Annotated in this window: 13 protein-coding genes; 5 read left to right on the top strand and 8 right to left on the bottom strand. The window is 71.4% G+C overall.

The annotated features are described in order from the left end of the window. Window positions 1–13: 13 nt before the first annotated feature. The gene (locus ACZ63J_RS20090) at window positions 14–475 is read left to right on the top strand and encodes a peroxiredoxin (RefSeq protein WP_465405214.1); all 462 of its coding nucleotides are present in this window, start codon (window positions 14–16) and stop codon (window positions 473–475) included. 209 nt (window positions 476–684) lie between these two features. Here ACZ63J_RS20090 and ACZ63J_RS20085 read toward each other — a convergent pair whose 3' ends face one another. From ACZ63J_RS20085 to ACZ63J_RS20065, 5 genes are all read right to left on the bottom strand, one after another. Beyond that, window positions 685–1206: a GNAT family N-acetyltransferase gene (locus tag ACZ63J_RS20085; protein WP_465405212.1), complete on the bottom strand. Its 522-nt coding sequence runs from the start codon at window positions 1204–1206 to the stop codon at window positions 685–687. After that, on the bottom strand, window positions 1203–1733 hold the full coding sequence (locus ACZ63J_RS20080; RefSeq protein WP_465405210.1) for a GNAT family N-acetyltransferase: 531 nt from the start codon (window positions 1731–1733) through the stop codon (window positions 1203–1205). The genes ACZ63J_RS20085 and ACZ63J_RS20080 overlap by 4 nt, the downstream gene beginning before the upstream one ends. A 42-nt stretch (window positions 1734–1775) precedes the next feature. Beyond that, window positions 1776–2978, bottom strand: coding sequence for an LCP family protein (locus ACZ63J_RS20075; protein WP_465405208.1), 1203 nt, complete (start codon window positions 2976–2978; stop codon window positions 1776–1778). Window positions 2979–3075: 97 nt separating this feature from the next. Further along, complete coding sequence (locus tag ACZ63J_RS20070; protein ID WP_465405207.1) at window positions 3076–4329, bottom strand: class I SAM-dependent methyltransferase; 1254 nt, start codon at window positions 4327–4329, stop codon at window positions 3076–3078. Between the two features lie 93 nt (window positions 4330–4422). Further along, window positions 4423–5115: an alpha/beta hydrolase gene (locus ACZ63J_RS20065; protein ID WP_465405205.1), complete on the bottom strand. Its 693-nt coding sequence runs from the start codon at window positions 5113–5115 to the stop codon at window positions 4423–4425. A 117-nt stretch (window positions 5116–5232) separates the two neighbouring features. Here ACZ63J_RS20065 and ACZ63J_RS20060 point away from each other — a divergent pair, with 117 nt between their 5' ends. Both ACZ63J_RS20060 and ACZ63J_RS20055 read left to right on the top strand, forming a co-directional pair. Further along, a complete protein-coding gene (locus ACZ63J_RS20060) occupies window positions 5233–5961 on the top strand; it encodes an SIS domain-containing protein (protein WP_465405203.1) in 729 nt (242 codons plus the stop codon). Between the two features lie 113 nt (window positions 5962–6074). Beyond that, window positions 6075–7241: a serine hydrolase domain-containing protein gene (locus ACZ63J_RS20055; protein WP_465405201.1), complete on the top strand. Its 1167-nt coding sequence runs from the start codon at window positions 6075–6077 to the stop codon at window positions 7239–7241. A 94-nt stretch (window positions 7242–7335) separates the two neighbouring features. On the opposite strand, the gene ACZ63J_RS20050 is transcribed toward ACZ63J_RS20055, so the two are convergent. Further along, window positions 7336–9210 carry an ABC transporter ATP-binding protein gene (locus tag ACZ63J_RS20050; protein ID WP_465405199.1) on the bottom strand — a complete coding sequence of 625 codons (1875 nt, stop codon included), beginning with the start codon at window positions 9208–9210 and terminating at the stop codon, window positions 7336–7338. Window positions 9211–9307: 97 nt separating this feature from the next. Next, window positions 9308–9748: a MarR family winged helix-turn-helix transcriptional regulator gene (locus ACZ63J_RS20045; RefSeq protein ID WP_465405197.1), complete on the bottom strand. Its 441-nt coding sequence runs from the start codon at window positions 9746–9748 to the stop codon at window positions 9308–9310. Window positions 9749–9820: 72 nt separating this feature from the next. On the opposite strand from ACZ63J_RS20045, the gene ACZ63J_RS20040 reads away from it, so the two are divergent. After that, complete coding sequence (locus ACZ63J_RS20040; RefSeq protein WP_465405196.1) at window positions 9821–10675, top strand: LLM class flavin-dependent oxidoreductase; 855 nt, start codon at window positions 9821–9823, stop codon at window positions 10673–10675. An 81-nt stretch (window positions 10676–10756) separates the two neighbouring features. Continuing rightward, window positions 10757–12070, top strand: coding sequence for a glycosyltransferase 87 family protein (locus tag ACZ63J_RS20035; protein ID WP_465405235.1), 1314 nt, complete (start codon window positions 10757–10759; stop codon window positions 12068–12070). Here the strand turns inward: ACZ63J_RS20035 and ACZ63J_RS20030 are convergent. After that, a complete protein-coding gene (locus tag ACZ63J_RS20030; RefSeq protein ID WP_395924901.1) occupies window positions 12057–12266 on the bottom strand; it encodes a helix-turn-helix domain-containing protein in 210 nt (69 codons plus the stop codon). The two genes, ACZ63J_RS20035 and ACZ63J_RS20030, sit on opposite strands and share 14 nt — an antisense overlap. Window positions 12267–12363: the final 97 nt, after the last annotated feature.

Here is a 12363-nt window from a genome sequence, read left to right as displayed (position 1 = left end):
AGAAGGGACGTCCATGGACGCCGGAGACCTCGCCCCCGACTTCAGCCTGCCCGACGACCAGGGCCGTGAGCGCAAGCTCTCGGACTTCCTGGCCACCGGGCCGGTCGTGCTGTTCTTCTACCCCGCCGCGATGACCGGCGGCTGCACCGCGGAGAGCTGCCACTTCCGCGACCTGGCCGCGGAGTTCGCGGAGGTCGGCGCGCACCGCGTCGGGATCAGCCCGGACGGGGTCACCAAGCAGCGGCAGTTCTCCGCGGCCAACGACTTCGACTACCCGCTGCTGTCCGATGTGGAGGGTGAGGTCGCCAAGCAGTTCGGCGTGTGGCGCAAGCTCATCCCCCTGCACACCAAGCGCGCGACGTTCGTGATCGGCGAAGACCGGCGGGTGCTCGAGAAGATCAAGAGCGAGCTGAACTTCACCCTCCACGCCGACCAGGCGCTCAAGGTGCTGCGGGAGCGCAACAAGGTGTCCTGACCGTCACCGGCGGGGCGGCCACGGCCGCGGCCGGCGCACTCGCGCGCCGGCCGCCTGCCACCTTCTCAGGCCGTCACGCCGACGCCGTCGTCCGACCGGGTACTCGTGCGCTTCCGCACGGGTCCCACGCTTGGCGGCGCGGTTGGGGAAACCCCGTCGCTCGCACAGCCAGCGCTGGCTCGGCTGGGTCACTTCGGCAAAGACCTGTGTCACGGCTTCTCCTTGCGCCACACGTTGTTCGTGCCGGTGCACGCCGGCGCGCGATCCGCGTCCGCGGACTCCGTGCGCACCAGCACGAACCCGAGCCGGTCCGGGACGGCTCCACTTCGGACGTTCGCCCGGTCGTGCTTGATCTCGACGTACCCCGCGCCGAACCCGAACGCCTCCTCGGTCACCAGCCGCGCGGCGCGGGTCACCAGGCCGCGGCCGGTGTGCTCCCGGGCGAGCCAGTAGCCGATCTCGACCCCGCCCTCGCGGGTCATCACACCGATGCCGCCCGCGAGCGCGTCGTCGACGCGGATCGCCCACTCGTACGCACCGCCCGATTCCCACTGCTCGTTGGTGCGCTTGAGAAACGCCGCGGCATCCTCGTCGGTGTAGCTGCCGACGGCCCAGAACATCCAGTCGGCCAGGTGCGCGCCGGACCCCGAAACGGCCGCCTGCACGGCGGCGGCGTCCGACGCGAGCCAGCGGGTCAGGGTGAACCCGTCCCCAGTATACGTCTCCTTCACGGTTTCTCCTTGCGCCACACGTGGTTCGTGCCCGCACACCGCGGGGGCAGGGGCTCGTCGACCGGCTCCTCACGCACCTTCGTGAAACCCAGGCGCGCGGGCACCGCTCCACTTCGGACGTTCCGCACGTCGTGCTTGATCTCGACGTACCCCGCGCCGAGCCGGAACGCCTCCTCCGTAAGCAGCTCCGCCGCGCGGGTGACCAGGCCGCGGCCGATGTGCTCCCGGGTGAGCCAGTAGCCGATCTCGACCCCGCCCTCGCGCGCCATCGTGCCGATGGCGCCGGCGATCGAGCCGTCGACGCGGAGGGCGAAGTCGTGCGTTTCGCCGGTCTCCCAGTTCTTTCCCGTGCGCCGCAGGAACTCGGCGCTGTCTTCGGCGGTGTAACCGTCGGCGGCCCAGATCATCCAGGCGCCGATGTGGTCGAGGGACCCGGCGACCGTCGCGGTGAGCGCCGGTGCGTCGGCGAGCGTCCACCGGGTCAGCACGAACTCGTCACGGGCATACACCTCGGCCGGGGTCTCCATGGCTTCCATGGTGCCCCGGCCGGGTGTTCGAGCGCTCCCGAATTAATTGACGATGACGCTGTCCGGGATCTCCGAGTCGTTCTTCAGCGCGTCAAACAGCTGCTTCGACTTGTTCTTGTCCCAGTTCTCCGCCGACGCGCTGGTCACCGGAACCGTCGTCGTGACGACTCCGCCGGAGGAGATGCCGCGCATCGCCAGCGCCAGGCCCACCAGGTTGTGCACGTGGTCGCCGGAGTCCAGCGTCAGCGCGTCCGGCCCCGAGGACAGCAGCGGGAAGAAGTGGAACGGGTTGAGCAGCGTGCCCGGGCTGGCGATCTGGCTGACCAGCGCGCCGATGAACTTGCGCTGGTTGGCGACGCGGTCGAGGTCCGAGCGCGGGGTCGCCTCGCTGTGGCGCATCCGGACGAAGCCCAGCGCCGAGCGGCCGTCGAGCGACTGGCAGCCGGCCTTGATGGTGATGTTGGTGAAGGTGTCGCTCATGTCCTTGTCGATGCACATGTCGACGCCGCCGATCGCGTCGACGATCTTCGCGAACCCGCCGAAGCCGATCTCGGCGTAGTGGTCGATGTGCAGCCCGGTGGCGCCTTCGACGGTCTTCGCCAGCAGCGCCGGCCCGCCGAGGGAGAACGCCGCGTTGATCTTGTTCTTGCCGTGGCCGGGGATCGTCACCTGCGAGTCGCGCGGCAGCGACAGCAGCGTCGGCTTGGTGCTGTTGTCCGGGATGTGCGCGACCATGACCGTGTCGGTGCGCTGCCCGCCCGCGTTCGCGACGTCGCCGGTGGCCAGGCGCTCCTCGTCCGCGGCGGTCAGGCCCTCCCGGCTGTCGGAGCCGACGATCAGCCAGTTGGTCCCGGCCGCGGCGACCGGGCGCCCGTCGTAGTCGGCCAGCGCGTCGACGCGCTTGATGGAGAACTCCAGGTAGACCCAGATCCCCGCGAGGAACACCACGAAGACCAGCAACAACGTCATCAGGACCCGGCCGAAGCCCCAGCGGCGACGCCGGCGCGGCGGCCGGGACGGCGGGTAGTCCTCGTCCGGCCGGGGCGGGTCACGGCGCGGCGGCGGGGGCGGCGCGTACTGGGGCTCCGGGTCGCCCATCGGGCGGGTGCGCTCGTCGTACGGGCTGCGGCCCCGCCCGGGCAGCGGCATCATCTGCGCGCGCTGGTGCTCCCGGGGGCGGCCGGTGGGCGGCCGGGGCGGCGGCATCCGGCGCCCGCCGTCGTCGCCACGGTACGTCATCACCATCACCCAATCCCGATCCGGACAAAAGTGTCGTCTTCAGTACACCGCACGCCCTCGAAAGGAGGACGTGCGGGACCGGGGTCGGGTTGGCCGCCCGAGGTTACTTGTCGGTCACCTCGTAACCGAACTGGTGGACCTTCAGGTACCCGGAGCGGAACCCCGCCTCGGAATAGGCCAGGTAGAACTCCCACATCCGGCGGAAGACGTCGTCGAACCCGAACCCGGCGATGTCGGCCCAGCGGTGCAGGAACCGTTCGCGCCACAACCGTAGCGTGTGCGCGTAGTCCTGGCCGAACTCGCGCATCCCGGCCAGCTTGAGCCGGGTGTTCGCGCGCAGGCCGTCCTCGATCGAGCGAACGGACGGGATGATGCCGCCGGGGAAGATGTACTTGTGGATCCAGGTGTAGGCGCGCGACGCCGCCATCATCCGGTCGTGGTCCATCGTGATGGCCTGCAGGCCGAACCGCCCGCCGGGGCGCAGCCGCTCCCCGATCGTGGCGTAGAACGTCGGCCAGTAGGACGCCCCGACGGCCTCGATCATCTCGACGCTGACCACGGCGTCGTACTGGCCGCTCGACTCGCGGTAGTCGCACAGCTTCACGTCGACGCGGTCGGCGAACCCGGCCGCGGCGATGCGCTCGGTGGCCAGCGCGCGCTGTTCCTCCGAAATGGTCAGTGACGTCACGTTCGCCCCGCGGGCGGCGGCGCGGATCGCGAGCTCACCCCAGCCGGTGCCGATTTCGAGGACCTCGCTGCCCGCGCGCACCCCGGCGTAGTCGAGCACGCTGTCGATCTTGCGGTGCTGGGCGGCGGTGAGGTCGTCGGCCGGGCCGAACAGGGCCGAGGAGTACATCATCGACTCGTCGAGGAACGTGCCGAAGAGGTCGTTCGACAGGTCGTAGTGCCGGTGGATGTTGGCCCGCGCGCCTTCGAGGCTGTTCTCCTCGGACGGCGGCTGCGTGCGCTCGGCGATCTTCCGGAACTTCTGCAGCACCGGCGGCACGAGCGTGGCCATCCGCTCGGCGAACGGCGTCAGCACCTCGGCCAGGTCGGACGCGGTCCAGTCACCGGCCATGTAGGACTCGCCGAAGCCGATCTTGGCGTCGACACCCAGGCGGTGGAAAAAGGCTTCCGGCCGCAAAATACGCATTTCGGGCGACTCCGGGCCGCCGGCGCCGAGCACGGTGCCGTCCGGGAACGTCACCCGCACGTCGAGCGGGCGGACCGCGCGGCGGAACAGCGTGGCGGCGATCCGCGCCCGCAGCGCGGAGTGCGGTGGGGTGGCCAGGCCCGGCCACCGGGATTCGTCGGGGACGTCCTGGGCCGACGCGCGGTCAACACTCGAGGTGGTCACGGTTCTCCCTCCGGCCGGCCAGCTTCGCCGGTGATCGATCTTAGTCGCCGCACCCCACGGCGCGCTTCGCAATATGCCCTGTTCGGGGCGGTGTCACACGGGTATTCGCAGCCGCTGCGGCCCTGGTGCGGCCCACGCCTCCCGCAACTCGTCGCCGGTGTTCCCGGCCAGCACTTCCAGTGTGAAAGCAACGGTGAGCCGGGTCCACACCGAGGAGCGGCGCAGCATCGCGTGGCCTTCGCCGGCGATCTCGAACCGCGCGACCCGGGCCGCGACACCTTCGGCCCGTTCGGCGAAGGCGTGCGACTCGACCGGGCTCGTCATGCGGTCACGGATGCCGTGCACGACGAGCAGGGCACGGCCCGCGACGGCTTCGACCGGCTCGCCCCGCGGGGTCCAGGGAGCCAGGGCGCAGACCCCGCGCACGGCGGGGTCGTCGGCGACGCGCAGCGCCACGCGTCCCCCCATCGAATGACCGACGAGCACGACCGGCACGCCGGGGTGGTCGGCGTGGATGCGGTCGAGGGCCCAGCGGGCGTCCCGGACCGGGTCGAGGGCGGGCGCGTTCCAGCCGTAGCGGCGGTTGCGCAGCAGCCGCACCTCGACACCCGCCTTGCGGCCGGCGCTGTGCAGGGCGCGTGCGATCGGGACCATCCGCAGGTAGGCCAGCCTCCAGGGCGGCACTCCGCTCGTGCTGTGCTCGGTGCCGCCGTGCAGCACGAGCACGACCGCTTCGGTCCGCCCGCGTGCCGGCCACACCGACACCGCCGGTTCCGCCTCGCTCACCCGCGTCCTCCTCCTCGCCCGCATCCGGGTCAACCGCGACCGCCCACCGGCCTATTCCACCGCGCACCACCATCTTCGCGGTAGATTCGGCGCCCGATCCCCTACGGAAGGGTGGGTGTGGTGAGCGCCACGGACATCTCGGGCAGCGTCGCGAAACAGCTGGCCGACGTCGAGCAGGCCAACGCCGAAGCAGTGCGCGAAGCGGCGGATCTGGTGCTGGGGGTGATCCGGGCCGACGCACTGGTCTATACCGCCGGGGCCGGGCACTCGCTGGCGGCCGTCGCCGAGACGTTCTACCGGGCCGGCGGGCTGGCCTGCGTCTACCCGCTGTACCACCCGGAGCTGCTGCCGCTGCACGGCGCGGTGAGCAGCACGAAGACCGAGCGGCGCAGCGGGCTGGCCGCCGAGGTGCTGGCCGAGCGCGCGCCGGGGCCGGCCGACGTGCTGGTGGTGTTCTCGACGTCCGGGTCGAACCCGTACCCGGTCGAGCTGTGCATCGAGGCGCGCAAGCGCGGCGCGGCGGTCATCGCGATCACGTCGCGGGCGTGCGTGGCAGCGGCGCCGAAGCGGTCGTCGAGCACCCTCGTCGAGCAGGGCACGGTCGTGCTGGACTCGCTGGTGGTCCCGGGCGACGCGAGCTACCCGCCGGACGCCCCGCGCACCGCGCCGCTGTCCACTGTGGTCAACGCGTTCCTGTGGAACCTGGTGCTCGCGCAGGTCTACGACCGCGGGACGGCCGAGGGGCTCGACGTCCCGTTGTGGCGCAGCTCCAATGTGGAAGGCGGCGACCAGGCCAACGAGGCGCTGCTGGCGAAGTACGGCGAAATCGTGCCGCAGCTGAAGTAGTTGTTGGTGAAAAAGCTCCGGCCGGGCACGTCTTGACGGGCGTGCCCGGCCGCTTTAGCGTCGGCATACCGACTGGTCGGTGTGGTCCGGTCGGGCGGTCGGAGGAGGTCTTCATGGACGTTCCCACGGCGACGGTGCACGGCGAGTGCGCCCCCGGGTTCGAGCCGGTGCGCGAGGCCTTCGAAGCGAACTTCCGGGAGCGCGGCGAGCTGGGCGCGGCGTTCACCGCGATCCGGCACGGCGAGGTCGTGGTGGACCTGTGGGGCGGCTGGTCCGGTCCGGACCGCGCGCGGCCGTGGCGGGCGGACACCCTGGCCAACGTCTGGTCGACGACCAAGGGCATGACCGCGATCTGCGCGCACAAGCTCGTCGACGCCGGCGAGCTGGACGTGGACGCGCCGGTCGCGAAGTACTGGCCCGAGTTCGCCGCGGCGGGCAAGGGCGGCGTCCCGGTGCGCTGGCTGCTCACCCACCGCTCCGGTGTGCCCGGGATCGGCCTCGAGCGGCCGGTCGCCGTCGAGGAGCTCTACGACTGGGACCTGATGACGTCGCTGCTCGCGGCCCAGGAACCGTTGTACGAACCCGGTTCCGCGGGCGGCTACCACGCGCTGGCCTACGGCTGGCTCGTCGGCGAGGTCGTCCTGCGGATCGCCGGGCAGGGCATCCGCGAGTTCTTCGCCGAGCAGGTCGCGGGACCGCTCGGCGCGGACTTCTCGATCGGCTTGGCGCCCGACGCCGACCTGCAGCGGTGCGCGACGCTCGTCGACCCGGTCATGACCGAGGAGATGGCGAACGCGCTGGCCACGGCGTTCGCGGCGGCCGGCCCGGTCGCGCAGGCGGCGTTGACCAACCCGCGGCTCACGGGGCACCACGCGAACGAACCGGCCTTCCGCCACGCCGTCATGCCGGCGTTGAACGGCCACGGCACGGCCCGCGCGATCGCGACGATCTACGGCGGGCTCGTCGACGGAACGCTCCTGTCCGCCCCGACGCTGGCCAAGGCGCGGGAGAGCCAGGGCAAGGAGGTCGACGCGGTGCTCGGCCTGCCGAACGAGTGGGGCCTGGGCTTCTACCTCGGCAGCGACGCCCGCGGCTTCGGCCCGAACCCGGCGGCCTTCGGCCACGACGGCCTCGGCGGCTCCACCGGCGGCGCCGACCCGGAAAACGGCATCGCCTTCGGCTACACCCTCAACCAGCTCGGCCCCCTGATCCGCGACGACCCCCGAAAAATGGCCCTGGTCGCCGCCCTCTACACGTGCGTGGAGGGGCATCACGCGTGATCAGAGGGGCATCACGCGTGTCTGCAGGGGACACACGCGTGATTGGCGGGGCATCGGCGTGATGCCCCGCCAATCACGCGTGATGCCTGGCTGATCACGCGATGGCGGGTTCTTCTTCGGTGAACTGGGTTGCGTGGAGGGTCGCGTAGCGGCCGTTGGCGGCCAGGAGCTCCTCGTGCGTGCCGCGTTCGACGATCTCGCCGTGCTCCAGGACCAGGATCTGGTCGGCCGCGCGGACCGTCGAGAGGCGGTGCGCGATGACCAGGGCCGTGCGGCCGGCCAGGGCGTGGGTCAGGGCTTCGCCGACCGCCGCTTCGGACTCGGAGTCCAGGTGCGCGGTCGCCTCGTCGAGGACGACGACCTTGGGCCGCGCCAGCAGCAGCCGTGCGATCGTCAGCCGCTGACGCTCGCCGCCGGAGAGCCGGTAACCGCGCTCCCCCACCGTCGTGTCGAGGCCGTCGGGCAGCGAGTGCACGAGCTCACCCAGGCGAGCCTGCTCGAGCGCCGCCCAGATCTCGTCGTCGGTGACGCCGGGACGCGCATAAGCGAGATTCGCGCGGATCGTGTCGTGGAACAGGTGCCCGTCCTGCGTGACCACCCCGACGGTTTCCCGCAGCGACGCGAAACTCAGGTCCCGGACGTCCACATCGGACAGTCGCACCGACCCGGCGTCGACGTCGTAGAGCCGCGGCAGCAGCGAAGCGATCGTCGACTTCCCCGCCCCCGAGGACCCGACCAGCGCGACCATCTGCCCCGGCTCGGCGCGGAACGAGATCCCGTGCAGCACCTCTTCACCACCACGGTGGTCGAGCGTCGCGACGTCTTCCAGCGACGCCAGCGAGTACCGGTCCGCCGCCGGGTACCCGAACCGGACGTCGGAGAACTCCACCGAGACACCCTCGGACGCCGCGGGCAGGGACCGCGCGGCCGGCTTCTCCTCGATCATCGGCTTCAGGTCGAGGACCTCGAAGACACGCTCGAAAGACACCAAGGCCGTCATGACGTCGACGCGGACGTTGGCCAGCGCGGTCAGCGGCGCGTACAGCCGGGTCAGCAGCAGCGCCAGCGCGACGACAGTGCCCGGCGCGAGCACCCCGGTCAGCGCGAGGTAGCCGCCCAGGCCGTACACGAGCGCCTGCGCCAACGCCGAAACCAGGGTCAGGCTGGTCATGAACCAGCGGGTCAGCATCGCGGTCCGGATGCCGATGTCCCGGACGCGCCCGGCGCGCAGGCCGAAGTCGTCGGCCTCCTGGACCGGCCGGCCGAAGAGCTTGACGAGCGTCGCGCCCGGCGCGGAGAACCGCTCGGTCATCTGCGTGGTCATGCCCGCGTTCAGGTTCGCGGACTCCCGCTGCAGCCCGGCCATCCGGCGGCCGAGCCGCCGCGCGGGCAGCACGAAGATCGGCAGCAGCACCAGCGCGAGCAGCGTGACCTGCCACGACAGCGTCAGCATGACGGCCAGCGAGAGCGCCAGCTGGATCGTGTTGGTGACCAGGCCGGACAGCGTCGCGGTGAACGTCCGCTGCGCGCCGATGACGTCGTTGTTCAGCCGCGAGACCAGCGCGCCCGTGCGGGTGCGGGTGAAGAAGGCGATCGGCATGCGCTGCACGTGCTCGAACACCGCGCGCCGCAGGTCGTAGATGATGCCCTCACCGATGCGCGCGGACTGCCACCGCTCGACCAGGCCGAACCCGGCGTCGGCGACCGCGAGCCCGGCGATCACGACCGCGAGCCAGATGACCAGCGGCAGGTCGTGCCCGCCGACGATCGCGTCGACCACCTTGCCGGCCAGCACCGGCGTCGACACTGCGAGGACCGCCGAGATGACGGTGAGCACGAGGAACGCCAGCAGCCGCCGCCAGTGCGGACGGGCGAAGCGGGCGACGCGCTTGAACGTGCCCCGCGTCAGCCCTTTCGGGACGTCGTTGGCGCGCATCGCCGAGCTGAGCAGCGCCCAGGTGTTGTCCACGGGAGACCCCCAGTTCCAAAACCTCTACCATAGCTGAGGTTTTCTTCGGATATGACCTGGACAACGCGGTCGCCGTCCGATTGCTTCCCGCGACCGTTCACTCAGTGCGAACAACGCGGAGCAAAGCCGCGCGCAGCCGGTCCGCGTCTTCGGGCGCCAAGGGTGCCAGGAGGTCCGCCTCGGCCTCCCGCGTGGCCTCCTCGCCCGCCCGCCGCACCCGCTCCCCCGCCTCGGTCAGCCGGACCAGGCGCTTGCGCCGGTCGCCGGGCGCGACCTCGCGCGCGACCAGGCCCTTGGCCTCCAGCTCGTCGACCAGCGCGACCATCGTCGTCCGGTCGACACCCAGGCGGGCCGCGCCGTCCTGCTGCGACTGCGCCGGCCCGTCCCCGAACAGCGTCAGCAGCGCCAGCTGCCGCCCGGTGACCCCGAGCAGCGCGTACCGCGGCTCGGCCAGCTCCGCGAGCCGCAGCTGGGCGTGCTTGAGCAGGTACCCGAGCCGGCGGGTGACGGCAGGCGGGGCATCGAGGTCGCTGGACACGCGAGGACTCTACCCCTAGCCTGATCGTCAGTCTTGCTGACGATCTATTAAACTGATAATCAGGAGCTCCCCATGACGACCGTCGGGATCAAACCGCCCCAGCAGCACCTCGGCATCACCGCCCTCCGCGAGGTCTGGACGATCGCCGACGACGCGGGCTTCGACGGCTGCTGGGTGTTCGACCACCTCGCGCCGATGGGCCCGGACCGCACCGGCGACGTCTTCGACGGCTGGAGCCTGCTGGCCGCGATGGCCGAGGCGACCGAACGGGTCCGCATCGGCTGCCTCGTCTCCGGAAACACCAACCGGCACCCGGGCACGTTCGCGAAGATCGCCGCGACCGTCGACCACCTCTCCGGCGGCCGGCTCGACGTCGGCCTCGGCGCGGGCGGCGACACCCTCACCGACCGGATGATGGGCACGCCGACGCCGGCACCGGTCGAACGTGTCGAAAGACTGGCAGAAACCTGCGAAATCCTCCGTCTGCTGTGGACACGGCCGAGTGCGGGCTTCCGCGGCCGCCACTACACGCTCACCGACGCGATCAGTGACCCGAAGCCCGTGCAGGTACCGAAACCGCCGCTGTGGCTGGGCAGCAGCGGCGAAAAGCGTGGGCTGCGCGTGGTCGCCGAGCATGCCGACGTCTGGCTCAACGCGGCCCTGCCGGGCACGGAAACCGCCGAGCTGCAACGGCTTTCCGCCGTCCTCGACCGCCACTGCGCGGCGGTGGGCCGCGATCCGGCGGAAATCCGCCGGGCCGTGCAGTTCCGGCTGCCGTCCGATGCGGACAGTGCCCTGCGCCTCGCGCAGAGCTACGTCGACGCCGGGTTCACCGAGCTCGTCCTCATGCCGACCGGCCACGACAACGTGGTCAAGGCGGCCGAAGCCGCCGCGAAGCTGCTCCCCCGCCTGCGAGACGTCGGCTGAAGCGGACCAAAGCGCCGTCGGTAGCCTGACGGGGTGGAAACGGAGGTGGGCCGGGCGCCCGCATGGCGGCGCGCGGCACGGCTGTTCACCGCGCCTTCGTACCTCGCCGGTCTCCCGGCGCTGCGCTGGGACCTGGTCTTTTACCTGGGCTGCCTGGCCTTCGCGCTGCCGACGGCGCTGAAGTCCGAGTTCTACGGCTACCGCGTCTGGGGCAACTTCGCGACGGTCGCGTACGCGCTCGGCGCGCTGCACAGCGGCTGGCTGCTGCTGTCCGCACGCAAGGGCCGTACGCCGACCGGCGCACTCGGTTCCCGCTGGTGCGCCATCGCCGCGGTCGGCCTGTTGGCAATGATCCTTCCGTTGGCACTCCTGGTGATCCGCCGACTGACCGGAGTGGACTGGCTGGTCACGCCGGGCTCGTGGGCCGCGCAGCCCGAGGTCTGGGTGATCGAGCGGTCCGCGGATCTGCTGCTGCACCACGGAACCCCGTACGTCGACGTCACCGCGCTCGGCCGCGCGCCGGAGGTGAACGACTACACGCCGTACGGTCCGGTGATGGCCGTCTTCGGCCTGCCCCGGGCGTTGTTCGGCGGTTCTCCGCCGGCGAACGCGCTCACCGACGCGCGCTGGATGTTCGCCCTCGCCGCGTGCGCGTGTGTGCTGGGCACGCTGAAACTGCTGAAGTGGCCGAAGGTTCCGGTCGGCGCCGCGCAGCTCGCGCTCGCCTGCCCGCTCACCGCGCTGACCTGGGCCGTCGCCGGCCCGGACCTCGCGATCGTCGGCCTGCTGGTGCTCGCGTGCGCGCTGGCCGCGACCGGGAAGATCGCCTGGTCGGGACTGGTGCTGGCGCTGGTGATCAGCGCGAAGCTCATCGTCGCGCCGGCGGCCGCGGTCCTGGCGGTGTTCGTGCTGGTACGCCGGGACGGCCGCAAAGACGGGCTCGGCTGGCCCGCGCTCGGGCGGTTCGCGGCCGCGCTCGTCGCGACGACGGCCGCCGTGCACCTGCCCGTGTACCTGGTGGATCCGGCCGCGTTCGTCGAACACGTCTTCCGGTTCCCGCTCGGGATGGGTGCTGTGCGCTCACCCGCGGCCAGCCCGCTCCCGGGCCACCTGATCGCCGAGACCGGCGTTTTCGGCCAGGTGGCGGCGTTCGCGCTGGTCGGCGTCGCGGCCGTGGCCATGCTGGTCTGGCTGGTGCGCCGGCCCCCCGCGAACGGCTCCGACGCAGTGCTGCGCATCGCCGTCGGACTCGGCGCTTTGATCCTGCTGACCCCGGCCACCCGCTACGGCTACCTGGTGTACCCGCTGGTCCTGCTCGGGGCCCACCTGGTGTTCCGCGTGGCCGAAGCTCCCGCTGCGCCCCCCGCGCAGCAGTCCGCGACTACTTCTTCTTGACCCTGGTGGCCCCGCCGCGCCCCCGCAGCTGGACCCCGGACTCCGACAGGACCCGGTGGACGAACCCGTAGGAGCGCCCGGTGGACTCCGCCAGCGCCCGGATGCTCTGGCCCTTCTCGTATTTCTTCTTCAGGTCAGCGGCCAGCTTGTCGCGCGTGTTGCCGGTGATCCGCGCGCCTTTCTTGAGATCAGCCACGTCGATCGCCTTCCCGCCGAGAGTGTTCTGGGCCACATATCGGCCCCTGCCGGGGCAATGATCGAACACTGAGCGCCGGAATGCCAGACGACAGACG

Source organism: Amycolatopsis sp. NPDC104863, from assembly GCF_055582965.1.
The sequence above is the reverse complement of the archived record's forward strand: the minus strand, read 5'-3'. Positions and strand labels throughout refer to the sequence as shown.

What these genes read in the sequence shown, in the direction of transcription:
- ACZ63J_RS20090 (WP_465405214.1), top strand. Translation starts at nt 14, where the DNA reads ATGGACGCCGGAGACCTCGCCCCCGACTTCAGCCTGCCCGACGACCAG.
- ACZ63J_RS20080 (WP_465405210.1), bottom strand. Translation starts at nt 1,733, where the DNA reads ATGGAGACCCCGGCCGAGGTGTATGCCCGTGACGAGTTCGTGCTGACC.
- ACZ63J_RS20075 (WP_465405208.1), bottom strand. Translation starts at nt 2,978, where the DNA reads ATGGTGATGACGTACCGTGGCGACGACGGCGGGCGCCGGATGCCGCCG.
- ACZ63J_RS20055 (WP_465405201.1), top strand. Translation starts at nt 6,075, where the DNA reads ATGGACGTTCCCACGGCGACGGTGCACGGCGAGTGCGCCCCCGGGTTC.
- ACZ63J_RS20040 (WP_465405196.1), top strand. Translation starts at nt 9,821, where the DNA reads ATGACGACCGTCGGGATCAAACCGCCCCAGCAGCACCTCGGCATCACC.